General features: G+C 65.5%; 21 protein-coding genes. 2 read left to right on the forward strand and 19 right to left on the reverse strand.

All coding sequences use genetic code 11. The features are described from left to right. Positions 1-1,647, forward strand: a 1,647-nt coding sequence (gene ppk1, locus AC3WQZ_RS26230; RefSeq protein ID WP_492294318.1) for a polyphosphate kinase 1, incomplete at its 5' end; no start/stop codon positions are given. A gap of 96 nt (positions 1,648-1,743) precedes the next feature. Here the strand turns inward: ppk1 and phoR are convergent. The 11 genes from phoR to AC3WQZ_RS26285 form a co-directional block, all read right to left on the reverse strand. Continuing rightward, positions 1,744-3,126 carry a phosphate regulon sensor histidine kinase PhoR gene (gene phoR / locus AC3WQZ_RS26235; protein WP_010814306.1) on the reverse strand — a complete coding sequence of 461 codons (1,383 nt, stop codon included), beginning with the start codon at positions 3,124-3,126 and terminating at the stop codon, positions 1,744-1,746. A 133-nt stretch (positions 3,127-3,259) separates the two neighbouring features. Next, positions 3,260-3,967 carry a phosphate regulon transcriptional regulator PhoB gene (phoB, locus tag AC3WQZ_RS26240; protein ID WP_010814307.1) on the reverse strand — a complete coding sequence of 236 codons (708 nt, stop codon included), beginning with the start codon at positions 3,965-3,967 and terminating at the stop codon, positions 3,260-3,262. 27 nt (positions 3,968-3,994) lie between these two features. After that, the gene (gene phoU, locus AC3WQZ_RS26245; RefSeq protein ID WP_010814308.1) at positions 3,995-4,699 is read right to left on the reverse strand and encodes a phosphate signaling complex protein PhoU; all 705 of its coding nucleotides are present in this window, start codon (positions 4,697-4,699) and stop codon (positions 3,995-3,997) included. A 47-nt stretch (positions 4,700-4,746) separates the two neighbouring features. Continuing rightward, positions 4,747-5,535, reverse strand: a complete 789-nt coding sequence (pstB, locus tag AC3WQZ_RS26250) for a phosphate ABC transporter ATP-binding protein PstB (protein ID WP_010814309.1) — start codon at positions 5,533-5,535, stop codon at positions 4,747-4,749. A gap of 52 nt (positions 5,536-5,587) precedes the next feature. After that, positions 5,588-6,487: a phosphate ABC transporter permease PstA gene (gene pstA / locus AC3WQZ_RS26255; protein WP_011615656.1), complete on the reverse strand. Its 900-nt coding sequence runs from the start codon at positions 6,485-6,487 to the stop codon at positions 5,588-5,590. Continuing rightward, on the reverse strand, positions 6,484-7,452 hold the full coding sequence (gene pstC, locus AC3WQZ_RS26260) for a phosphate ABC transporter permease PstC (RefSeq protein WP_011615657.1): 969 nt from the start codon (positions 7,450-7,452) through the stop codon (positions 6,484-6,486). The genes pstA and pstC overlap by 4 nt, the downstream gene beginning before the upstream one ends. Before the next feature lie 118 nt (positions 7,453-7,570). After that, the gene (gene pstS, locus AC3WQZ_RS26265; RefSeq protein WP_010814312.1) at positions 7,571-8,602 is read right to left on the reverse strand and encodes a phosphate ABC transporter substrate-binding protein PstS; all 1,032 of its coding nucleotides are present in this window, start codon (positions 8,600-8,602) and stop codon (positions 7,571-7,573) included. Between the two features lie 231 nt (positions 8,603-8,833). Beyond that, positions 8,834-10,177 (reverse strand): phosphoglucosamine mutase, encoded by a 1,344-nt coding sequence (glmM, locus tag AC3WQZ_RS26270; protein WP_010814313.1) that lies wholly within the window; start codon positions 10,175-10,177, stop codon positions 8,834-8,836. Positions 10,178-10,235: 58 nt separating this feature from the next. Beyond that, positions 10,236-11,102 (reverse strand): dihydropteroate synthase, encoded by an 867-nt coding sequence (gene folP, locus AC3WQZ_RS26275; protein WP_492301518.1) that lies wholly within the window; start codon positions 11,100-11,102, stop codon positions 10,236-10,238. Positions 11,103-11,235: 133 nt separating this feature from the next. Next, on the reverse strand, positions 11,236-13,119 hold the full coding sequence (ftsH, locus tag AC3WQZ_RS26280; RefSeq protein ID WP_010814315.1) for an ATP-dependent zinc metalloprotease FtsH: 1,884 nt from the start codon (positions 13,117-13,119) through the stop codon (positions 11,236-11,238). Positions 13,120-13,272: 153 nt separating this feature from the next. After that, positions 13,273-13,938 (reverse strand): RlmE family RNA methyltransferase, encoded by a 666-nt coding sequence (locus tag AC3WQZ_RS26285; protein ID WP_010814316.1) that lies wholly within the window; start codon positions 13,936-13,938, stop codon positions 13,273-13,275. 297 nt (positions 13,939-14,235) lie between these two features. Between AC3WQZ_RS26285 and AC3WQZ_RS26290 the strand changes: the two genes are divergently transcribed. Continuing rightward, positions 14,236-14,739, forward strand: a complete 504-nt coding sequence (locus tag AC3WQZ_RS26290; protein WP_010814317.1) for a YhbY family RNA-binding protein — start codon at positions 14,236-14,238, stop codon at positions 14,737-14,739. An 87-nt stretch (positions 14,740-14,826) separates the two neighbouring features. Here the strand turns inward: AC3WQZ_RS26290 and AC3WQZ_RS26295 are convergent, their stop codons facing one another. From AC3WQZ_RS26295 to AC3WQZ_RS26330, 8 genes are all read right to left on the reverse strand, one after another. Beyond that, on the reverse strand, positions 14,827-15,330 hold the full coding sequence (locus tag AC3WQZ_RS26295; protein WP_010814318.1) for a DUF4149 domain-containing protein: 504 nt from the start codon (positions 15,328-15,330) through the stop codon (positions 14,827-14,829). A 55-nt stretch (positions 15,331-15,385) separates the two neighbouring features. After that, a complete protein-coding gene (gene greA / locus AC3WQZ_RS26300) occupies positions 15,386-15,862 on the reverse strand; it encodes a transcription elongation factor GreA (protein WP_010814319.1) in 477 nt (158 codons plus the stop codon). A gap of 248 nt (positions 15,863-16,110) precedes the next feature. Continuing rightward, entirely contained in the window at positions 16,111-19,359 is a 3,249-nt protein-coding gene (carB, locus tag AC3WQZ_RS26305) for a carbamoyl-phosphate synthase large subunit (RefSeq protein ID WP_492301519.1), read from the reverse strand. Positions 19,360-19,448: 89 nt separating this feature from the next. After that, entirely contained in the window at positions 19,449-20,120 is a 672-nt protein-coding gene (leuE, locus tag AC3WQZ_RS26310; protein ID WP_439670747.1) for a leucine efflux protein LeuE, read from the reverse strand. A gap of 38 nt (positions 20,121-20,158) precedes the next feature. Next, on the reverse strand, positions 20,159-21,295 hold the full coding sequence (gene carA / locus AC3WQZ_RS26315; protein WP_010814322.1) for a glutamine-hydrolyzing carbamoyl-phosphate synthase small subunit: 1,137 nt from the start codon (positions 21,293-21,295) through the stop codon (positions 20,159-20,161). Positions 21,296-21,629: 334 nt separating this feature from the next. Then, complete coding sequence (locus AC3WQZ_RS26320; RefSeq protein WP_010814323.1) at positions 21,630-22,040, reverse strand: RidA family protein; 411 nt, start codon at positions 22,038-22,040, stop codon at positions 21,630-21,632. A gap of 49 nt (positions 22,041-22,089) precedes the next feature. Further along, a complete protein-coding gene (locus tag AC3WQZ_RS26325) occupies positions 22,090-22,515 on the reverse strand; it encodes an acyl-CoA thioesterase (protein WP_010814324.1) in 426 nt (141 codons plus the stop codon). Next, entirely contained in the window at positions 22,512-24,200 is a 1,689-nt protein-coding gene (locus tag AC3WQZ_RS26330; RefSeq protein ID WP_058697206.1) for an AMP-binding protein, read from the reverse strand. Before AC3WQZ_RS26330 ends, AC3WQZ_RS26325 begins: the two co-directional genes overlap by 4 nt. Positions 24,201-24,237 lie beyond the last annotated feature (37 nt).

A 24,237-nucleotide genomic window follows, 5' to 3' on the forward strand; every position in this document is an offset into this window, starting at 1 on the left:
GCCCACCCCTTTCCCCGCGTGCTCAACAAGAGCCTGAACTTCGTGGTGGAATTGTCCGGCAAGGACGCCTTCGGCCGCGAGGCCGACCTGGCCATCGTGCAGGCGCCGCGCGCGCTGCCGCGCGTGGTAAAGATGCCGGAGAAGCTGTCGGGCTACCCGTATGGCTTTGTGATGCTGTCGTCCTTCATGCAGGGCTTCGTGCATGAGCTGTTCCCGGCGATTGCCGTGCACGGCTGCTACCAGTTCCGCGTCACGCGCAACTCCGACCTGTTCGTCTCGGAAGACGAGATCACCGACCTGCGCGAGGCGCTGCAGGGCGAGCTGCCCACGCGCCATTTCGGCGACACGGTGCGCCTGGAAGTCTCGTCGGACACGCCGGCACCGCTGGCACGCCGGCTGCTGCTGGAATCGGGCCTCGCCGAGCAGGACCTGTATCGTGTTTCCGGCCCGGTGAACCTGGTGCGGCTGATGCAGATCCCCGACATGGTGGACCGGCCCGCGCTGAAGTTTGCGCCATATGTGCCCGCGCCGGTCAAGGCCTTCTCCGCCGGCGCGTCAATGTTCGACGTGATGCGCCAGCAGGACGTGTTGCTGCACCACCCGTACGAGAGCTTCAGTTCCGTGCTCGACCTGCTGCAGCTGGCCGCGGCCGACCCCAACGTGGTCGCGATCAAGCAGACCGTCTATCGCACCGGCAATGAGTCGCTGGTGATGGAAGCACTGATGACTGCCGCGCGCAACGGCAAGGAAGTGACCGTGGTGGTGGAGCTGCTGGCGCGCTTTGACGAGGAAACCAACATCAACTGGGCCGAGCGCCTGGAATCCGCGGGCGCACACGTGATCTACGGCGTGGTCGGCCACAAGTGCCACGCCAAGATGCTGCTGATCGTGCGGCGCGAGCCCACCGGCCCCAAGGCCAAGCAGGTCAAGCTGCGGCGCTACGCCCACCTCGGCACCGGCAACTACCATCCGCGCACCGCCCGCCTCTACACCGACTTCGGCCTGCTGACGGCCAACGAGGAGATCTGCGAAGACGTGCATCACGTGTTCCAGCTGCTGACCGGCACCGCCGGCACCATCCGGCTGAACCACCTGTGGCAGTCGCCCTTCACCATGCAGAGCAACCTGGTCGACCATATCCGCGCCGAGGCCCGCAACGCGCGCGCCGGCAAGCCCGCGCGCATCATCGCCAAGATGAACGCGCTGCTGGAGCCATCGATCATCGACGAGCTGTACAAGGCCTCGCGCGCGGGGGTGAAGATCGACCTGATCGTGCGCGGCGTGTGTGCGCTGATGCCGGGCGTGCCGGGCATGTCCGAGAACATCTCGGTGCGCTCGATCATCGGCCGCTTCCTGGAACACCACCGCGTCTACTACTTCTACGCCGGCGGCGAAGAGGTGCTGTACCTGTCCAGCGCCGACTGGATGGACCGCAACCTGTTCCGCCGCGTGGAAGTTGCCTTCCCGGTGCTGGACAAGGCGCTGAAGGCACGCGTCATCAAGGAAAGCCTGCAGGTGCACCTGCGCGACAACGCCTCGGCGTGGATCATGCAGCCGGACGGCAACTATGCACGCAAGCAGACGCGCTCGAAGCGTCCACATGTGAGTCAGAACGATATGCTGGTGATGTTTGGGGGGATGCCCTGAGCGGGCTTCTGTTGCCCACCTTGCGCCAGGAGCCGAGGAGGCTTCCCTGAGGCATAACATGCAAAACCCCGCCGCGGCGGGGTTTTCCTTTACGGGTCAGGCGGCGCGCCGCGAGGTGTCCGGCGACTGCGGCGGCGCGGTCGGGCCGCTGCCTGGCGCTGGCATGTCCGCGCCCTCCCCGGCCGAACGCAGGCTGCGTTCAAGCGGGAAGATCACGCGGAACACGCTGCCCCGGCCCTCTTCGCTGGTCACGCGCAGGTCCGCATGGTGGCGTGACAGCACGTGCTTGACGATGGCCAGCCCCAGCCCGGTGCCGCCGGTGTCGCGCGAGCGGCTGCGGTCCACGCGGTAGAAGCGCTCGGTCAGCCGGGGAATATGCTCGGGAGCGATGCCCAGGCCGGTATCGGCCACCGAGAACACGGCATGACCCTCTTCCCAGGCCAGCCTGATGGTGATGCGCCCCCCGTCCGGCGTGTAGCGCACGGCGTTCGACACCAGGTTGCCCAGCGCCGACAGCAGTTCGGTCTCGGCGCCACGCATGCCGACGGTCGGGTCGATCTCGGCCGAGACCTGGTGCCGTCCCTGCGACAGCGCCTCGGCGTCGTGGGTCAGGTGCGCCACCATGGCACGGATCGGCACGATGTCATTGCCGGGCGGCTGCGCATCGCTTTCCAGCTTGGCCAGCGCCAGCAGGTCTTCGACGATGCTCTGCATGCGCACCGACTGCGCCAGCATCATGTCGATGTAGCGGCGCCGGTCGTCTTCCGACACCGGCAGGTCGCGCACGGTTTCCAGGAAGCCGGTCAGCACCGTCAGCGGCGTCTTCAGTTCGTGCGACACGTTGGCAACGAAGTCGCGCCGCATCGCCTCGGTGTTTTCGAGCTTGGTGATGTCCTGCGTGATCACCAGCTTGCGGTTGTCGCCATAGGGCAGGATCTGCACCGCGATCACGCTGTGCTTGTGCTCGCCCATGTCGCGCATCACCAGTGGGTCATCGAAGCGCTGCCGGGTCAGGTAGTGGACGAACTCGGGGCGGCGGATCAGGTGGGTGATGCGCTGGCGCACGTCGCGCCGCGCGTTCAGGCCGAAATGCTGCTCGGCCACGTCGTTGCACCACTCGATCTGGTCGGCGTCGTCCAGCATCAGCACGCCGTTGGGCGAAGCCTGGATGGCCTGGATAAAGCGCGTGTGCTGCTGCTCGACCTGCAGCACCTGGGTGCGCCAGCGCTTGACCAGCCGGTGCAGCCGGTAATACACCTCGCCCCAAAGCCCGAGTGCACTGGGGATCTCGCCGTAGACCGGCGCATCAAGCACCTTCCACAGGCGGTTGATCTGGTACAGGTAGTAGAACAGCAGCCCGAGCAGCGATACGCATGCCAGCGCCAGCGCCGGCACCGGGCCCACGGCCAGGTAAACACCGGCGGACAGCACCAGCAGGCTGATCAGGATGGCCACGGAACGGGCCCAGATGACATTCATGCGCAGGGTTCAGGCTGGCAGCCACGGAAGGCTGCAGGGTTGCGACGGAGTGTGCCACGAATTCGCCGCGCCCTGCCAGCAGCGTGGGCTCTGGCAGGGCAGCACGTCAAGCCGCCCTCCCATGTCCGGCGCGTCAGGCGCCGGGCGTGCGCGCCAGGCGGTAGCCACTGCCGCGCACGGTTTCGATCATATTGCTGTAGCCGCCGGGGGTGAGCGCGGCGCGCAGGCGCTTGATATGGACGTCGACGGTACGCTCCTCGACAAAGACATGGTCGCCCCAGACCTGGTCGAGCAGTTGCGAGCGGCTGTGCACGCGTTCCGGATGCGTCATCAGGAAGTGCAGCAGGCGGAACTCGGTCGGACCCAGCTCCAGCTTGATCGCGCCGCTGTCGTCCTGGCCGGTGACACGGTGCGTGGCCGGGTCCAGGCGCAGGCCGTTGATGGCCACCACATCGTCGGTCAGCTGCGGCGCACGGCGGCGCAGCACCGCCTTGATCCGCGCCAGCAGTTCCTTGGGCGAGAACGGCTTGGTGACGTAGTCGTCGGCGCCGGCCTCAAGCCCCATCACTTTGTCCTGCTCCTCGCCGCGGGCGGTCAGCATGATGATGGGGATCTGGCGGGTGCGGTCGTTGGCCCGCAACTCCTTGGCGAAGTTCGCGCCCGACTTGCCCGGGAGCATCCAGTCGAGCAGCACCAGGTCGGGCAGCACATCGCTCATCAGCGACAGCGCCTGCTCGGCGTTGTAGGCCCGGATCGGATAGTGCCCCGCGTGCTGCAGGTTCACGGCGATCAGTTCGGCGATCGCCGGTTCGTCTTCGACAACGAGAATACTGCTTGGCATGTAATTGTTCTCCGTGGGCGGCTGAGTTCAGCTCAGCGCTTCGCGCTCCATGTCCTCGCGCGAGACATGGCGGACGTCCGTCCCCTTGACAATGTAAATGATAAATTCCGCGATGTTCTTGGCGTGATCGCCAATGCGCTCCACCGCCTTGGCGATGAACAGGAAATCCAGCGCGACCGAGATCGTACGCGGGTCTTCCATCATGTACGTGATCAGCTTGCGCACGAAGCCGCGGAATTCCTCGTCGATGGCCTTGTCGTCCTTGACGATGCGCGCCGCCGCCACGGTGTCCAGGCGCGCAAAGGCGTCCAGCGCCTGGCGCAGCAGCGAGATCGCCATCTCGCCCGAGAGCTTGACCTCGGCGTAATTGATGCTGTGCGCCGACGCGTCTTCCATGATGTGCTTGGTGCGCTTGGCGATCTTCTCGGCTTCGTCGCCGGCGCGCTCCAGGTTGGTGATGGTCTTGGAGATGGCCATCACCAGGCGCAGGTCGCGCGCGGTCGGCTGGCGCCGGGCAATGATGTTGCCGCAGTCGGCATCGATCTCGACTTCCAGCGCGTTGAGCTGGATCTCCCGGGCGATGACCTGGTCGGCGGTCTCGCCATCGAAGTCGGACAGCGCGCGCATGGCGAGCTCGATCTGCGACTCGACCAGGCCGCCCATCTGCAGCAGCTTGGTGTTGATCGCGTTGAGGTCGGCGTCGAACTGGGTCGACAGGTGCTTGTCTGGCATGGGATTCTCCTGGCCGCTTATGGATATGCTACGCCCTGCGGTAACGATCAGCCGAACCGGCCGGTAATGTAGTCTTCCGTTTCCTTGCGGTGCGGCTTGATGAAGATCTTCTCGGTCTCGCCGAACTCGATCAGTTCGCCCAGGTACATGTAGGCGGTGTAGTCGGAGCAGCGCGCCGCCTGCTGCATGTTGTGGGTAACGATCACGACCGTGTACTCGTCCTTCAGCTCCGCGATCAGTTCCTCGATGCGGCCGGTGGAAATCGGATCGAGTGCCGAGCACGGCTCGTCCAGCAGCAACACTTCCGGGCGGATGGCAATGCCGCGCGCGATGCACAGGCGCTGCTGCTGGCCGCCGGACAGGCCGTAGCCGGACTGATGCAGCTTGTCCTTGGCCTCGTTCCACAGCGCCGCCTTGGTCAGCGCCCATTCCACGCGGTCGTCCATCTCCGAGCGCGACAGCTTCTCGAACAGGCGCACGCCGAAGGCGATGTTGTCGTAGATCGACATCGGGAACGGTGTCGGCTTCTGGAACACCATGCCGACCTTGGCGCGCAGCAGCGCGATGTCCTGGCGCGCGGTCAGCAGGTTGTCGCCGTCCATGTTGATCTCACCCTCGGCGCGCTGCTCGGGATACAGCGCATACATCTTGTTGAAGGTGCGCAGCAGCGTCGACTTGCCGCACCCCGACGGTCCGATGAAGGCCGTGACCTTGCGGTCGGGGATCGACATGTTGATGTCCTTCAGCGCATGGAACTGGCCGTAGTAGAAGTTCAGGTTGCGCACGTCGATCTTGGCGCGTACCGAATCGGGAATGTCGATGACGGTGGAGGTCATTGCGTTTCTCGCTTGCAGTCTTTGGGCGGGACGGTTTGCGTGGTCCGGCCGCTTATTTCTTGAACAGGATGCGCGCCAGGATATTCAGGGCCAGCACGCCGATCGTAATCAGGAACACACCCGCCCAGGCCAGTTGCTGCCATTCGGTGAACGGGCTCATGGCAAAGCGGAAGATCGTCACCGGCAGGTTGGCCATCGGCTTGTTCAGGTCGCTGGTCCAGAACTGATTGGACAGCGCGGTGAACAGCAGCGGCGCGGTCTCGCCGGCGATACGGGCGACGGCCAGCAACACCCCGGTCACAATGCCGGCGTAGGATGACTTCACCGTGATCGACAGCACCATCTTCCACTTGGGCGTGCCGAGTGCGAAGGCCGCCTCGCGCAGCGCGTTGGGCACCAGGTTCAGCATGTTCTCGGTGGTGCGCACCACGATCGGCACCTGCAGCAGCGCCAGCGCGCAGATCCCGGCCCAGCCCGAGAAGTGGCCCATGCGGGTCACCACCAGCGCGTAGACAAAGAGGCCGATCACAATCGACGGCGCCGACAGCAGGATGTCGTTGATAAAGCGGATAAAGCTGGCCAGCGGCGAGCTCTTGCCGTACTCGGCCAGGTAGATGCCGGCCAGGATGCCCAGCGGCGTGCCGAACAGCGTCGCCATGCCGACCATCACGAAGCTGCCGAAGATGGCGTTGGCCAGGCCGCCGCCAGCGGTATTCGGCGCCGGGGTCATCTGCGTGAACAGGTCCAGCGACAGGCCGCCCACGCCCAGCGTGACGGTGGTCCACAGGATCCACGCCAGCCAGAACAGGCCGAAGCCCATCGCCACCAGCGAGGCGGTCAGTGCATACAGGTTGGTGCGGCGGCGGCGCGCCTGCAGCCGGGTGCGAATGGCATCCGCGTCGGCACGGACCGCCGGGATCGATGCGGTTGACACAGCTTGACTCGCGCTCATTTGGTTCCCTCATTCTTTGCCAGTCGCAGCAGCAGCAGCTTGGACAGCGCCAGCACCACGAAGGTAATGAAGAACAGGATCAGGCCCAGTTCCATCAGCGCCGCGGTGTGCAGGCCGGCGCCGGCTTCGGCGAATTCGTTGGCGAGCGCCGAGGTGATGCTGTTGCCCGGCGAGAACAGCGAGGCGCTGTCCAGCAGGTTGGTGTTGCCGATCACGAAGGTGACGGCCATGGTCTCGCCCAGTGCGCGGCCCAGGCCCAGCATCACGCCGCCGATGACACCGGCGCGGGTGTAGGGCAGCACCACGTTCCACATCACTTCCCAGGTGGTGCAGCCCACGCCGTAGGCCGATTCCTTGAGCAGCACCGGGGTGACTTCAAACACGTCGCGCATCACCGAAGCGATGTACGGGATGATCATGATCGCCAGGATCACGCCCGCGCACAGCAGGCCGATGCCCAGCGGCGCGCCCTGGAACAGCTTGCCGACCACCGGCAGCTGGCCCACCGTGGCGGCCAGGGGCTTCTGGAAATACTCGCCGAAGATCGGCGCGAACACGAGCAGGCCCCACATGCCGTAGACGATCGACGGCACCGCGGCGAGCAGTTCGATGGCCGTGCCCAGCGGGCGGCGCAGCCAGGCCGGCGACAGCTCGGTCAGGAACAGCGCGATGCCGAAGCTCACCGGCACCGCGATGATCAGCGCGATCAGCGAGGTCACGATGGTGCCGTAGATGGGCACCAGCGCGCCATAGACATCGGCGGGAGGATCCCACTCCGCGGTCCACAGGAAGCGCGCACCGAAGGTCTGGATCGACGGCCAGGCGCTGATCGCGAGCGAGACGATGATGCCGCCCAGCAGCAGCAGGGTCACGATCGCGGCGCCCCGCGTCAGGCCGCCGAACAGGATGTCGCCCATGCGGCTCGGGGGCTGGACGTTGCGGATCTCGGAGGGGGTAGTCGCCATGTCGGGAATTCAGGGTGGATCGCCGCTCCCGCCTGGGCGGGAGCCTGGTGTCCGGGCCAGTTTCGGGCAGCCCGGCCACCGGCCCCGCACTCGCGCGGGGCCGGCGATGCCGTCAGGATCAGTACAGCGCCTTGCCCGAGGCGTCCTTGACGCTGGTCTTCCAGGTCGAACGGATCTGGTTCACAACGTTTTCCGGCAGCGGCACGTAGTCAAGGTCGGCGGCCATGTTGGCGCCGCTCTTGTAGGCCCAGTCGAAGAACTTCAGCACTTCGGCACCCTGCGCGGCCTTTTCCTGGTTCTTGTGGACCAGGATGAAGGTGGCGCCGGCGATCGGCCAGGCTTCCTTGCCCGGCTGGTTGGTCAGGATCTGGTAGTAGGTCTTGCTCCAGTCCGCACCGGCGGCGGCAGCCTTGAAGGCATCGTCGCCCGGCTTGACCACGGCACCCGACGCGTTCTTCATGTTCACGTGGGTCATCTTGTTCTGCTTGGCGTAGGCGTACTCGACGTAGCCGATGGCGCCGTTCAGGCGCTGCACGAAGGCGGCGACGCCCTCGTTGCCCTTGCCGCCGGTGCCGCCGCCCGGCCAGTTGACCGTGGTGCCCTCGCCCACCGCGCTCTTCCAGTCCGGGCTGACCTTGGACAGGTAGTTGGTGAAGATGAAGGTAGTGCCCGAACCGTCGGCGCGGCGCACCGGCAGGATGTCCTGGCTCGGCAGCTTGGCTTGCGGGTTCAGCGCCTTGATCGCGGGGTCATCCCACTTCTTGATCTTGCCCAGGTAGATATTGGCCAGCACTTCGCCCGTGATGGTCAGATCGCCCGGCTTTACGCCCTGCAGGTTGATCACCGGCACCACGCCGCCGATCACGGTCGGGAACTGGACCAGGCCCTGCTTGTTCAGGTCCTCGTCCTTCAGCGGCGCGTCCGAGGCACCGAAATCGACCGTCTTGGCGCCGATCTGCTTGATCCCGCCCGAGGAGCCGATGGATTGATAGTTGACCTTATTACCCGTTGCTTTTTGGTATGCGTCGGCCCACTTGGAATACACGGGCGCCGGGAAAGAAGCGCCTGCACCGGTAATTTCCGCCGCGAACGCAGTACCCGCCACCACCATCGAAACGATGCCTGCCACGGCAGTCTTGACCAGCTTCATATGTCCTCCAGAGAACATTGGTTGGGAATGACAAATTTTTGACAAGACGAACTCTATGCTCCCTGTATGACAATTCCGTGACATCTTTAAATCTTCTTGGAACCGGCCTCCAGCAAGGGATCGCCGCGGCCATCCGGCAATCATGGTGACGCAATATGACGGCGGTTAATTGCGCTATAGAATAAAAAAACGCCGGGACTGGCCCGGCGTTCCTGATCGGGGGGCGGCGTATCAGGCGCCCAAGGCATCGGCCAGCCGCCTGGCCGCGCGCTCGGCCATTTCAGCCTGCTCGGCCTCGACCATCACGCGCACCACCGGCTCGGTGCCGGAGGCACGGATCAGCACCCGGCCGCGCCCCTCCAGTTCAGGCTCGACCGCCGCGCGCGCGGCCTGCAGGCCGGCATGCGACTGCCAGTCGAAGCCTTTCTGCACGCGCACGTTGATGAGCGTCTGCGGGAACAGCCTTACGCCCTCGAGCAACTGCGCCAGAGTCTTACCGCTGCGGCGCAGCGCGGCCAGCACCTGCAGCGCCGACACGATGCCGTCGCCGGTGCTGTGGCGGTCCAGGCACAGCAGGTGGCCGGAGCCCTCGCCGCCCAGAGTCCAGCTGCGCTTGTTCAACTCTTCCAGCACATAGCGGTCACCCACCTTGGCGCGCACGAATTCCACGCCCTGGCGCTTGAGCGCGAGCTCCACCGCCATATTGGTCATCAGCGTGCCCACGGCACCCGGCACCGCCTGGCCAGCGGCCTGGCGGTCGCGCACGATCAGATACAGCAGTTCGTCGCCGTTGTAGAGACGGCCGTCGGCATCCACCACCTGCAAGCGGTCGGCGTCGCCGTCAAAGGCCAGGCCCAGGTCAGCGCCATGGGCCTTGACCGCCTCAACCAGCTTGGCCGGCGCGGTGGCGCCGTAGCCGTCGTTGATATTGCGGCCGTCCGGCTGGTTGCCGATCGAAACCACGTCGGCGCCCAGCTCATGGAACACGTGCGGCGCGATGTGGTAGGCGGCGCCATGGGCGCAGTCGACCACCAGTTTCAGGCCGTACAGGTCCTGCTCATGCGGGAAGGTGCTCTTGCAGAACTCGATATAGCGGCCGGGCGCATCGTTGATGCGGCGCGCGCGGCCCAGGTCATCGGACGGCGCGCACACCATCGGCTCTTCGATGGCAGCCTCGATCTCTGCCTCGACCGCATCGGGCAGCTTGTCGCCGTCGGCCGAAAAGAACTTGATGCCGTTGTCGTAGTAGGGATTGTGGCTGGCCGAGATCACCACGCCGGCGGACAGCCGCAGCGCCCGCGTCAGGTAGGCGATGCCCGGCGTCGGCAGCGGGCCGGTCAGCAGCACGTGCACGCCGGCCGAGGTGAAGCCGGCTTCCAGCGCCGCTTCCAGCATATAGCCGGAAATGCGCGTGTCCTTGCCGATCAGCACGGTCGGCTTGCCTTGCCCGGTCTTGGCGCCGTGGGCCAGCACCTTGCCGGCCGCATGGCCCAGGCGCATCACGAAGTCCGGCGTGATCGGCGCCTCGCCGACCCTGCCCCGCACGCCATCTGTCCCGAAATACTTGCGTGTCATTCGCTGATTCCCTTTCTTTACTCTGATCGTTGTTCTGCCTGCGGTGGCCGCGGCTGGTTCAGGCCGCGCCAACGGACTCGTTGCGCACCGCCCACCAGGTCTTCACGGCGTCCACCGTCTGCTCCACATCATGCACGCGCACAATAAATGCTCCGCGCTCCAGCGCACACACCGCGGCGGCAATGCTGGCGGCAACACGCTGCTGCGGCGGCCGGCCACCAAGGACCGCGCCCAGCGTGGACTTGCGCGAGATGCCAGCCAGCACCGGCAGGCCCTCAAGCGCCAGCCGCGGCAGTTGGCCGAGCAGGCGCAGATTATGATCGGGTGTCTTGCCGAAGCCAAACCCCGGATCGAGGGAGATGCGCGCATCGTCGATGCCGGCAGCGCGCAGCACGGCAATGCGCTCGGCAAGGAACCCGGCCACCTCGGCGACCACGTCATCGTAGTGCGGGTCTTCCTGCATGGTCTGCGGATCGCGCTGCATATGCATCACGCACAGGCCCGCCTGCCCCGCCGCCACGGCCTCGACCGCGCCCGGCATGCGGAAACCCCAGATATCGTTGATGAGATCGGCTCCGGCCGCAAGCGCGGCGCGCATGACCTCGGGCTTGTAGGTATCGACCGAGAGCGGCTTGCCGCAGTCGTGCAGTGCTTCCACCACCGGGATCACGCGCGCCAGTTCGTCTTCCAGCGGCAGCGCCGCCGAACCGGGCCGGCTGGATTCCCCGCCGATGTCGATGATGTCCACGCCCTCGGCGATCATCTGCCCGGCATGGCGCAGCGCCGCGTCCCGGCTGGCATGCTGGCCGCCATCCGAGAAGGAATCGGGCGTGACGTTGAGGATACCCATCACCAGCGGGCGCTGGTCCAGGGCAAAGCGAAAACGGCCGCACTGGAAATACCTGGTCTGAGAAGTCTGCTGCAAGGTAGGAATGCTTGATTCAATCCGGGCGCGGCAGATGCCGCGCAAAAGGAAAAGCCGGTGCACCAGGCACCGGCTTCAGGGACAGGCACACTACACAGCCATCACTACGGCGTCGTCTGTGGACGAACCAGGATCAGGCCGTGGCGGGCGCGTTGGTCGGCGCCACCGGCGACCCGCCCGGAGGCGTGCTGCCGCCGCCGTTCGGGCCCGACGCGCTGCGCGGCGGACGCGGCGGCTTGCCGGCCATGATGTCGTTGACCTGGTCGGCATCGATGGTTTCCCATTCCATCAGCGCGTTGGTCATGGCTTCGACCTTGTCGCGGTTCTCTTCGAGCAGGCGCTTGGCCAGCGCGTATTGCTCGTCGATGATGCGGCGGATCTCGGCGTCGACCTTCTGCTGCGTGGCTTCCGACACCGTCTTCGACGACAGCTTGCCGAACATGCCATCCTGCTCGGTATCCACGTAGACCATGGCACCCAGCGAATCGCTCATGCCGAAGCGGGTCACCATGTCGCGGGCGAGCTTGGTGGCGCGCTCGAAGTCGTTGGAAGCACCGGTGCTCATGGCGTTGAGGAAGACCTCTTCCGCCGCACGGCCGCCGAAGAGGATGGCAACCTCTTCCAGCATGCTGTCCTTGTACTTCGAATACTTGTCATGCTCCGGCAGCTGCCAGGTCACACCCAGCGCCCAGCCACGCGGCATGATGGTGACCTTGTGCACCGGGTCAGCCTTGGGCAGCAGCTTGGCCACTACCGCATGGCCCGACTCATGGTAAGCCGTGGCCCGGCGCTCTTCTTCGCGCATGACCGTCGACTTGCGCTCCGGACCCATGTAGATCTTGTCCTTGGCGTCCTCGAAGTCCTGCATGTCGACCACGCGCTTGCTCCGGCGGGCGGCAAACAGTGCGGCTTCGTTGACCAGGTTGGCCAGGTCCGCGCCCGAGAAGCCCGGGGTGCCGCGCGCGATGATCGAGGCGTCGACATCGTTGCCGATCGGCACCTTGCGCATATGGACCTTCAGGATCTGCTCGCGGCCGCGGATGTCCGGCAGGCCCACGTAGACCTGGCGGTCGAAACGGCCCGGACGCAGCAGCGCCTTGTCCAGCACGTCGGCACGGTTGGTCGCGGCGATCACGATCACGCCCGAGTTGGCCTCGAAGCCGTCCATCTCGACCAGCATCTGGTTCAGGGTCTGCTCGCGCTCGTCGTTGCCGCCGCCCATGCCGGCGCCACGATGGCGGCCGACCGCGTCGATTTCATCGATGAACACGATGCAGGGTGCCTGCTTCTTGGCGTTCTCGAACATGTCGCGCACGCGGGCCGCGCCCACGCCGACGAACATTTCCACAAAGTCGGAACCCGAGATGCTGAAGAACGGCACCTTGGCCTCGCCGGCAATGGCGCGCGCCAGCAGCGTCTTGCCGGTACCCGGAGGGCCTACCAGCAGCACGCCGCGCGGGATGCGCCCGCCCAGCTTCTGGAATTTCTGCGGGTCCTTCAGGAAGTCGACCAGCTCGACCACTTCTTCCTTGGACTCGTCGCAGCCGGCGACGTCCTGGAACGTGACGGCGTTCTGGTTCTCGTCGATCAGGCGCGCACGCGACTTGCCGAATGAGAAAGCGCCGCCTTTGCCGCCCCCCTGCATCTGGCGCATCATGTAGAACCAGAACACGATGATCAGCAGGGTCGGCCCGAGGTAATACAGGGCCTGCACCAGCACGTTGGGTTCGTCGTCCGCCTTGCCGGTCACCTGGACGCCGTACTTCATCAGGTCGCCGACCATCCAGATGTCGCCCGGCGAGATGATGGTGTACTTGGCGCCTTCCTTAGGCGAGACCACCAGGTTGCGGCCCTGCACGTCGACACGCGACACCTTGCCATTCTTGGCGTCATCCATGAACTGCGAATAGGTGACGCTGTCCTGCGCACGGGGCTTGTCGAACTGCTTGAAGACGGTAAACAACACCAGCGCGATTACGAGCCAGATTGCCGCCTTTTGAAACAGGTTGTTATTCAAGGCCGAACTCCTTTGCAATTGCCTTGCCAACGGATAGCTGCATTGTAATGCAGCGCCCGCCCTCGGGGGGAAACAGAGAAACTATGATGCCGATAGCACCGGGTGGGGCACTTTCCACGCTTCTTTTTTCGCCCTGGCTTGTATCGAGACCGGTCAATCCACTGCCTTGAGGTAGCGCCCAAGGATAAAGGTTTCGGAAGACTTGTCGCGAGACGCCTTGGGCTTGCGTTTCGCAACCACTTTGAAATGCCGTTTGAACTTCTCCACGATCTGGCTGTAGCCGCTCCCGTGGAAGCACTTTACCAGCAATGCCCCCTCCGGCTTAAGGTGGGCCTGCGCAAATTCCAGCGCCAGGTCGCACAGGTACTCGATCCGTGCTGCATCGGCGAAGGCCACACCGGACAAATTGGGGGCCATGTCCGACAAAACAAGGTCAATCTTGTTACCGCCGGAGGCGTCCAGCACCACACTTTCCAGTTCGCGGAAGACTGATTCCTCGCGAAAGTCACCCTGGATGAAAGTGACGTCGGCGACCGGTTCCATCGGCAGCAGGTCGATCGCGACCACGGCGCCATCGATCCTGCCGTCCTTGGCCCGGGGCGAGTCCGCCAGCTTGTTGCGGGCGTACTGGCTCCAGCTGCCCGGCGCCGCGCCCAGATCGACGATCACCTGCCCCGGGCGGATCAGCTTGTCCTGCTCGTCGATCTCCTTGAGCTTGTAGGCCGCGCGGGCGCGATAGCCCTCGCGCTGGGCCATTTTCACGTACGGATCGTTGATGTGGTCGTGCAGCCACGAATGATTGAACTTGTTTTTTGCCATGCCAGTTACCAGCCTGTTCCCTGCCCCGCCCGCCGGTCAATGCCGCCCGCGAAGGTTTTCCTACTGTTTTGATGATTTTGCTGCCCGACAGTGCCGGATTGACGGATAATACGCGCCAATCCGCATCCCGACCGCCGGCTCGCCTTATCAGCTGCCGGCTTGCCGCCCCCGGGCGGCCGTCGGCAGCCTGTCCCTGCCCGACCCGCCGTGTCACGACCGGCGCGGGCTGCAGCGCCCGATTTCCAGCGCCCACGCGCTCTATCACTATTTCAAGCGCCTAATAATCAGCGCCAACTTATGCCTGCTCTACAACTAGTCCCTGCCCAGCGCTCTGACCTGCGCTCCCGTGCCCATGCCCTGAACCCGGTCGTGATGGTCGGCGCCGAAGGCCTGACCCGTGCCGTACTGGCCGAGATCGACCGCAGCCTGGCCGCCCACGACCTGATCAAGATCCGCGTGTTCGGCGACGATCGCGATGCGCGCATCGCCATCTACGAAGAAATCTGCGACCAGCTCAGCGCCGCGCCGATCCAGCATATCGGCAAGCTGCTGGTGGTCTGGCGTCCGGGCGAAGCGCGCCTGAAGGAAAACCAGGCCGAAGACCTGGGCCGCCACACCCCCGCCCGCCGTGGCGGCGCGGCCCCGCGCACGGTGACGGTCAAGAAGCCCAGCGCCGCGCCGAACCGCCGTCCGACCCGCAAGGAAGTCACGGTGCTTGGCAACGAGCGCGTCACCGCCGGCGGCAATGTGAAGCGTTCGCGCGCACGCCCGACCAGCCAGAAGAAGAAGGCGCTGGGCTGAGCACGATCAGCTGAAGCATGGCGGGGTCGCTGCCAGGCGACGCCCGATGCCGGCACGCCACGCCCGTGGCGGTGCCGGCGGCCGGCCTCATTCCCCGGCCGAACGCGGCGCCGAAGCGCGCCACACCAGCACCAGCGCCAGCAGGCTTTGCAGCAGGTAGAAGGCGCTCGACACGCCGTGCAGCATGCCGAACTGCGCCTTGTAAGGCGATTCCGAAACGCCGACGCCCAGCGCCAGCGCCTTTTCCTTCAGGCCGGCCATGAACGGCTGGGTGCCGAAGTAGCCCGCCAGCACGCAGCACAACATGCCCAGCACCAGCCAGCGCAGGCCGCGATAGCGGTGGGCACCGCGCCGGATCATCACGTTGCACAGCACCAGCTGCAGCACGCCGATGGTGACCCCGACGATGGCCTCGGTATGGAACAGGTGCCCGGCGATCATGCCCGCCATCTCGCGGCTGGGCAGCACCGAGAACAAGGTCGGCGCCACCATGTAGCCGACGGTCCAGAGGCTGCCTGCCCACACCACCGTCAGCAGCAGGAAGATGCGGTGCGGCAGCGGCGGCAGATTGTTATAGGAATTGGAGAACACGTGCCGGTCTTTCCGGTGGGCCGGGCCAGGTGCAAGCCTGCCGGCCGGGCCGGCGTCAGATATAGCGTACGGTAATGACTTCGTACTCGCGCTCGCCACCAGGGGCCAGCACGGTTGCGACGTCGCCTTCGAACTTGCCGATCAGCGCACGCGCGATGGGCGAGCTGACTGAGATCTTGCCGACGTCGATGTCGGCTTCGTCATCGCCCACGATCTGGTAGCTGACGGGACTGCCGGACTCCAGGTCTTCCAGGTCCACAGTCGCGCCAAAGACGATGCGGCCGTCGGTGTCCAGCTGGGTCGGGTCGATGATCTGCGCGGCCGACAGCTTGGCCTCCACTTCCAGGATGCGGCCTTCGATAAAGGCTTGCTTTTCCTTGGCGGCGTCGTATTCGGCGTTTTCAGACAGGTCGCCCTGTGCGCGGGCTTCCGAGATCGCATTGATCACCGCCGGACGCTCGACAGCCTTCAGGCGCTGCAGCTCTTCCTTCAGGAGCTCTGCGCCACGCTTGGTAATCGGAATGGTGCTCATGTCTTCGTTCAACAAAAAAATGAGCCGCAGCGGAGCTGGAGCCATCCCTGACCAATGCTGCCAGGGCACTTCCGCTCAACCGCGGCTTTCAGACAGGACCGAATGCGGGCACGCCGCATCGATCGGCGAATTTGACGTAGTTTAGGCCAGGAAGCCCGCCGGCAGCAACTCCGGCGGGCTTCCTGGCCTTGACCGGGCGCAATGCGCCCGGCCAGTGGCGATGTGCCGCTTGCCTTACCTGCGGGGCTTCAGGCCAGCGAGGCGTGCAGGCTCTGCAGGTCGTAGACCTCCAGGCTCTGCATGTGCTTCAGGCCCTCCACCGCGGCGCGGGCGCCGGCGATGGTGGTGTAGTAAGGAATGCGGTGGGCCAGCGCCGAGGTCCGGATCGAGCGCGAATCGGCAATCGCGGTGCGGGTTTCGTCCACGGTGGTGAACACCAGCGCCAGTTCGCCGTTCTTGATCATGTCCACGATATGCGGACGGCCGTCCTTGACCTTGTTGACGGTCTTGACCGGGATGCCGGCGGCCTCGATGGCCGACGCGGTGCCGCGGGTGGCAACGATCGGGTAGCCCATGTCGTGCAGCATGCGTGCCACGCCAACGGCGCGCGGCTTGTCGCTGTCCTTCACGGTGATCAGCACGGTGCCCTTCTCCGGCAGGCGCGAACCCGCGGCCAGCTGGCTCTTGAACAGCGCCTCGCCGAAGGCCTTGCCCACGCCCATCACTTCGCCGGTCGAGCGCATTTCAGGTCCGAGGACCGGATCGACGCCCGGGAACTTGTTGAACGGGAACACCGCTTCCTTGACGCTGTAGTACGGCGGGATGACTTCTTCGCCGATACCCTGCTCGTCCAGCGACTGGCCCGCCATGCAGCGCGCGGCGATCTTGGCCAACTGCAAGCCGGTGGCCTTGGACACGTACGGCACGGTGCGCGAGGCGCGCGGGTTCACTTCCAGCACGTAGACGGTATCGACGCCGTCGTTCTGCTGGATCGCGAACTGCACGTTCATCAGGCCGATCACGTTCAGCGCCTTGGCCATCGCGGCGGTCTGGCGCTTCAGTTCAGCCACGGTCTCGGCCGACAGCGAGTACGGCGGCAGCGAGCACGCGGAGTCGCCCGAGTGCACGCCAGCCTGCTCGATGTGCTCCATCACGCCGCCGATGAAGACGCGCTTGCCGTCGGAGATGGCATCGACGTCGCACTCGATGGCGTCGTTCAGGAAGCGGTCCAGCAGCACCGGGGAATCGTTCGAGACCTTGACGGCCTCGCGCATGTAGCGCTCGAGGTCGCGCGGCTCATGCACGATTTCCATGGCGCGGCCGCCCAGCACGTACGACGGGCGCACCACCAGCGGGTAGCCGATTTCTTCGGCCAGGCGCAGCGCTTCGTCCTCGGCACGCGCGGTGCGGTTGGGCGGCTGGCGCAGGCCCAGTTCCTGCAGCAGCTTCTGGAAGCGCTCGCGGTCCTCGGCCGCGTCGATCATGTCGGGGCTGGTGCCGATGATGGGCACGCCGTTGGCTTCCAGGTCCAGCGCCAGCTTCAGCGGGGTCTGGCCGCCGTACTGCACGATCACGCCGACCGGCTTCTCGAGCGCGACGATCTCCAGCACGTCTTCGAGCGTCAGCGGCTCGAAGTACAGGCGGTCCGAGGTGTCATAGTCGGTCGACACGGTTTCCGGGTTACAGTTGACCATGATGGTCTCGTACCCGTCTTCGCGCAGCGCCAGCGCGGCGTGCACGCAGCAGTAGTCGAACTCGATGCCCTGGCCGATCCGGTTCGGGCCGCCGCCCAGCACCATGATCTTCTTCTTGTCGGTCGGCTGCGCCTCGCACTCGCCATGCTCGGCCTCGTAGGTCGAGTACATGTAGGCGGTGTTGGTGGCGAACTCGGCCGCGCAGGTGTCCACGCGCTTGTAGACCGGGCGCACGTTCTGGGCGATGCGCGCTTCGCGCACGGCCTTGGCGTCGGTCTTCAGCAGCTTGGCCAGGCGGCGGTCGGAGAAGCCCTTCTGCTTCAGGAAGCGCAGCTCGGCGGTCGACAGGCTTTCCAGCGTGCGCGCCTTGACCAGGCCTTCGGTCTTGATGATGTCTTCGATCTGGGCCAGGAACCACGGGTCGATGTCGGTCTCGGCATAGACCTCTTCCAGCGACATGCCCAGGCGGAAGGCGTCGCCCACGTACCAGATGCGGTCGGGGCCGGCTTCGCCGATTTCCTCGACGACCTCGTCACGGTCCGTCGACTTTTCGTCCAGGCCGTCGACGCCCACTTCCAGGCCGCGCAGGGCCTTCTGGAACGATTCCTGGAAGGTGCGGCCCATCGCCATCACCTCGCCCACCGACTTCATCTGGGTGGTCAGGTGGCTGTCGGCCTGCGGGAATTTCTCAAACGCGAAACGCGGCACCTTGGTGACCACGTAGTCGATCGACGGCTCGAACGAGGCCGGGGTCGCGCCGCCGGTGATCTCGTTCTTCAGCTCGTCCAGCGTGTAGCCCACGGCCAGCTTGGCCGCGACCTTGGCGATCGGGAAGCCGGTGGCCTTGGAGGCCAGCGCCGACGAACGCGACACCCGCGGGTTCATCTCGATGACGATCATGCGACCGTCCTTCGGGTTGGTCGAGAACTGCACGTTGGAGCCGCCGGTGTCGACACCGATCTCGCGCAGCACGGCCAGCGACGCGTTGCGCAGGATCTGGTATTCCTTGTCGGTCAGGGTCTGCGCCGGAGCGACGGTGATCGAGTCGCCGGTGTGGATGCCCATCGGGTCCAGGTTCTCGATCGAGCAGATGATGATGCAGTTGTCCTTCTTGTCGCGGACGACTTCCATCTCATACTCTTTCCAGCCCAGCAGCGATTCTTCGATCAGCAGCTCGCGCGTCGGCGACAGGTCCAGGCCGCGCTTGCAGATCTCTTCGAATTCTTCGCGGTTGTAGGCGATGCCGCCGCCGCTGCCGCCCAGCGTGAACGACGGGCGGATCACGATCGGGTAGCCGCCGGTACCGGTTTCCTGGGCAATGCGCGACTGCACGGCCATGGCTTCGTCCATCGAGTGGGCGATGCCCGACTTGGCCGAACCCAGACCGATCTTGGTCATGGCGTCCTTGAACTTCTGGCGGTCCTCGGCCTTGTCGATGGCTTCCGGCGAGGCGCCGATCAGCTCGACCTTGTACTTGTCCAGCACGCCGTGACGGTGCAGGTCCAGCGCGCAGTTCAGCGCGGTCTGGCCGCCCATGGTCGGCAGGATCGCGTCCGGGCGCTCCTTCTCGATGATGCGCTCGACCACTTCCCAGGTGATCGGCTCGATGTAGGTCACATCGGCCGTGTTGGGGTCGGTCATGATGGTCGCCGGGTTCGAATTGACCAGGATGACCTTGAAGCCTTCCTCGCGCAGCGCCTTGCAGGCCTGGGCGCCGGAGTAGTCGAACTCGCACGCCTGGCCGATGATGATGGGGCCCGCGCCGATAATCAGGATGCTCTTGATGTCTGTGCGTTTTGGCATTGCACGCTCTCTTTATGGGCCGGCCCGCCTTGCCTGCGGACCGCGCCGGTAATCAGGGAATCCGTCAGGATTCAAAAATATCGTCTTGCTCAGTTCATCGTGGCCGTCGCCAGCTTGGCGCCGAAGCCGATGAACATCGCGCCCACCCCGCTCGACATGCCCGCCGACAGGCGCCGGCGGCGCCGGAATGCGTCGGCCAGCTTCGCGCCCACGAAGATGATCGTGGTCAGGTAGGCAAAGCTGCAGAACTGGGCGACCAGGCCCAGCACGGAGAACGACAGCACCGGGTAAGCGAAGGCCGGGTCGACAAACTGGATGAAGAACGAGATGAAGAACAGGATCGCCTTCGGGTTCAGCAGGCTGATCAGCAACGCCTTGCGGAACGGGTCGGACTGGTCGGCCTTGCTAACCGGCGCGGTGGCGGCGGCATCGCCGCGTGCGGCCCAGTTGCGCAGCGCGCCGCGCAGCATGCTGAAACCAATCCACGCCAGGTAGGCCGCGCCGACGTACTTCACCACGTAGAACAGCGCCGGGCTGGCCTTGAGCAGCGAGGCCACGCCCGCCGCCGACAGCACCATCAGCACGAAGTCGCCCAGGAACACCCCGCACGCGCCCTTGTAGCCGGCGCGCACGCCGCGCTGCGCCGCCACCGACAGCACGTACATCGAGTTCGGCCCCGGCAGCAGCACGATAAAGATCGTGCCCAGCACATAGGTCCAGAAATCGGTGATGCCGAAAGCGGTATGCATGAAGGCGTTCATGGGATGTCCCTGAGGTCTGCGCTGTTCTTCTTGCCCGCTTACTTGCGCGCGTCCGTCATCAGCTTGATGAAGCGGTCGAACAGGTAAGCCACGTCGTTCGGACCGGGCGACGCCTCCGGATGGCCCTGGAAGCAGAAGGCCGGCTTGTCGGTCAGCGCGAAACCCTGCAGCGAACCGTCGAACAGCGACTTGTGCGTCACGCGCACATTCGACGGCAGCGTGTCCGCATCGACCGCGAAGCCGTGGTTCTGCGACGTGATCACCACGCGGCCATCGTCCAGGTCCTTGACCGGGTGGTTGGCGCCATGGTGGCCGAACTTCATCTTCAGGGTCTTGGCGCCTACTGCCAGCGCCATGATCTGGTGGCCCAGGCAGATGCCGAAGGTCGGGATGCCGCGCTCGATGAACTCGCGCGTGGCGGCGATGGCATAGTCGCACGGCTCGGGGTCACCGGGGCCGTTGGACAGGAACACGCCGTCCGGATTCAGCGCCAGCGCGTCGGCGGCGCTCGCCTGCGCGGGCAGCACCGTGACCTTGCAGCCGCGCTCGGCCAGCATGCGCAGGATGTTGTACTTGACGCCGTAGTCATAGGCGACCACGTGGAATTGCGGCTGGTCCTGCTTGCCGTAGCCTTCGCCCAGCTTCCATTCGGACTGGGTCCACTCGTACGGTTCCTTGACCGAGACTACCTTGGCCAGGTCCATGCCGGCCAGGCCGGGGAACGAGCGGGCCAGGTCGATGGCCTTCTGGACATTGTCTTCGCCGGCCAGGATGCAGCCGTTCTGGGCACCCTTTTCACGCAGGATACGCGTCAGCTTGCGCGTATCGATGCCGGCGATGGCCACCACCTTTTCCTGCTTCAGGTAGTGGGCAAGGGTGTGCTCCTTGCGGAAGTTCGAGGCCAGGATCGGCAGATCCTTGATGATCAGGCCGGCGGCATGGACTTTCGTGGCTTCGACATCCTCAGGATTGACCCCGTAGTTACCGATATGCGGATACGTCAGCGTGACGATCTGCCGGGAGTAACTCGGGTCGGTGAGGATTTCCTGGTAACCGGTGATGGCGGTGTTGAACACCACTTCACCGATGGTATGGCCGGAAGCGCCAATGGAATAGCCACGAAAGACCGTGCCGTCTGCAAGCGCGAGAATGGCGGACGGAAAAGACGGTAACACGGGTAGGCTCCTGCTGGACTCACCCCGTGACCGACCAATCGACGCCTCGTGCCTCCCAGGCTGGATCCGTGACGGCGGCAGCGGCATTGCGCCGATGCGGTCGGATCCGGTTGCGACATGCTCCTTGCGTCACATTGAATGCGGACAACAAAGGCGGCGCGGCTGGGGGCGGCGGAAGGTGGAAAGCGGTAGGCGCTAGGGTGAAGGGTTCTGAAAGCGAAACTTTCGAATTATATCCCGCGCCACCCAATTTCTCAAGTTTTCAAGGACTTGCACGCGGCAGGCAGCGGCGGCGCCACGCCGCCGGCCACCGTCCTGCCCTGTGCCTGCTACGTTACGCCCGCGGCGGCACGACCGCCGTGACCTCGATTTCCACCTTGGCGCGCGGCTCCACCAGGTCCGCAACCTCGACCGCCGTCATCGCCGGGAAGTGGCGGCCGATGATGGCCCGGTAATGCTGGCCGATCGCCCCATAGGCGCCGACATATTCCGCCTTGTCCTTCACATACCAGGTCATGCGCACGATATGCTCGGGCAGCGCGTCTCCGGCCGCCAGCACGGCAACCACGTTGCGCAGCGCCTGCGCCACCTGCAGGCCGAAGTCGTCGGTCTCGAATTCACATTTGCCGGTCCAGCCGATCTGGCCGCTGACAAAGAGGAGGCGGCTGCCGACCTGCATTTCGGTCATGGTGCCGTTGGCGTAGCCACGCGGAGGCGCCCAGTCGGGCGGCTGCAGGATGTTCATGATGCGTTTTCCTGTTGATTATCTGTATGAGTGAATGGAATTCGGGGATTCAGGCCGTCGCGACCAGGTAGGCCGACATGGCCTCGCGCACGGCATCGGGCAGCGGCTGCGGAGCAATCGAGCCGGTATCGACGCAGACCAGCCGCTGCGTCACTTCCATGCGGGTATCGTCATGCGGGCCGGCGAAGCGGATCGCGAGGGTAAAGCTGGACTGGCCCAGCTTCAGCACGCGCAGTTCCCGCGTCAGCACCTCGCCCAGCCGGCTCGGAGCCAGGAAGCGGCACTCCAGCTCGGCGGTCGGCACGCCAGTTCGGCCCTCGCCATGCATGGCGTCGAAGGGCCAGCCCAGCGCCTCGCTGAACCAGTCTTCGATCAGGTCGTTGAGCATCTCGAAATAGCGCGGGTAGAACACGATGCCCGCGGCGTCGCAGTGCTTGAAGCGCACCAGGACGGTGCTGCGGAACACGGGGCTCATGGCTTCCCCGCCTGGTTGACGCCGCCATTGCCGCCGCCATTGCCCTGCTCCGCCATCTGCCGCAGCCGGAAGCGCTGCAGCTTGCCGGTCTCGGTGCGCGGCAGCGCCGGCACGAACACAATACGGCGCGGATACTTGTAGGGCGCGATCTGGCGCTTCACGTAGTCCTGCAGCGCGGTGCGGGTAGCGTCGTCCGCCGCCACGCCCTCGCGCAGCACCACATAGGCCATCACCACCTGGCCGCGCCCGTCGTCGGGCGCGCCGACCACACCGCATTCGGCCACTGCCTCGTGCTGCATCAGTGCGCTTTCCACCTCCGGCCCGGCGATGTTGTAGCCGGCCGAGATGATCATGTCGTCCGAACGCGCCTGGTAGAAGTAGTAGCCGTCCTCGTCAACGAAAAAGGTATCACCCGGCAGGTTCCAGCCCGCCTTCACATAGTTGGACTGGCGCGGATCGTCCAGGTAGCGGCAGCCGGTTGGCCCCTGCACCGCGAGCTTGCCGACCTGCCCCGGCGGCAGGGGCTGCATGTTCTCGTCGACGATCTGCGCGACATAGCCCGGCACCACGCGCCCGATCGCGCCCGGCCTGACCTCGGCGCCGGCGCTGGAGATAAAGATATGCATCATCTCCGTGCCGCCGATGCCGTCGGTCATCTCGATGCCGGTGGCCGCCTTCCAGCTCTGGCGCGTGGCGTCCGGCAGGGCTTCGCCGGCCGACACGCTCTTCTTCAGGCTGGACAGGTCGTAGCGCGGCGCCAGCGCTGCCATCTGCCGGTAGAAGGTCGGGGCGGTAAAGACGATGGTGGCGCGGAAATCCTGGATCAGCCCGAGCAGCGTCTCTGGCGTCAGCTTCTCGGCCAGCACGGCGCTGGCGCCGATGCGCAGCGGGAAACACAGCATGCCGCCCAGCCCGAAGGTGAACGCGATCGGCGGTGTGCCGCAGAACACGTCGTCGGGCTGCGGGCGCAGCACGTGGCGCGGGAACAGGTCACACATGGCCAGCACGTCGCGATGGAAGTGCATGGTGCCCTTGGGCTGGCCGGTGGTGCCGCTGGTAAAGGCGATCAGGCAGACGTCGTCGCTGGCGGTGTCGCAGGCCTCGAAGGCATCCGGCTTGCCCGCCATCGCCGCCTCCAGCGAACCCTCGCCTTCACCGTTGAAGTACAGCGTGCGCGCCAGGCTCGGGCAGTGGAATTCGCCGCCCGCCTGCTGGTTGGCATCGAGTTCCTCGCGCAGCCGCGCATCGCACAGCGCGGCGCCGACCTGGGCCTTGTCGATGATCTGCTTCAGTTCCTTGGCGCGCAGCAGCGGCATGGTCGGCACCGCGACCAGGCCCGCCTTGAGCGTGGCCAGCCAGCTGGCGGCCATCATCAGGTTGTTGGGCCCGCGCAGCAGCACGCGATTGCCGGGCACCAGCTGCATGTCCTCGACCAGCACATGGGCGATGCGGTTCACCAGCGCCGCCAGCTGCGCATACGTGACCGTCTCGATCTGTCCGTCGCAGCGATGGCGGATGGCGATGCGCTCGCCGCGGCCTTCGCGCACGTGGCGGTCTACCAGCTCCACCGCGGCATTCATCCGCTCAGGGTAGTCGGTATCGTCATTGAAGCGGAACACCGGCCACATATCGGGCGGCGGCAGGCGGTCGCGCGCGAAGGTGTCGAGGTGGGCTGTGGTCGCCATGGCTTGTCTCCTGTCTGCTCTGTATCGGTACGGCAGT

The sequence above is a fragment of the Cupriavidus sp. FW305-26 genome (genome assembly GCF_058787975.1).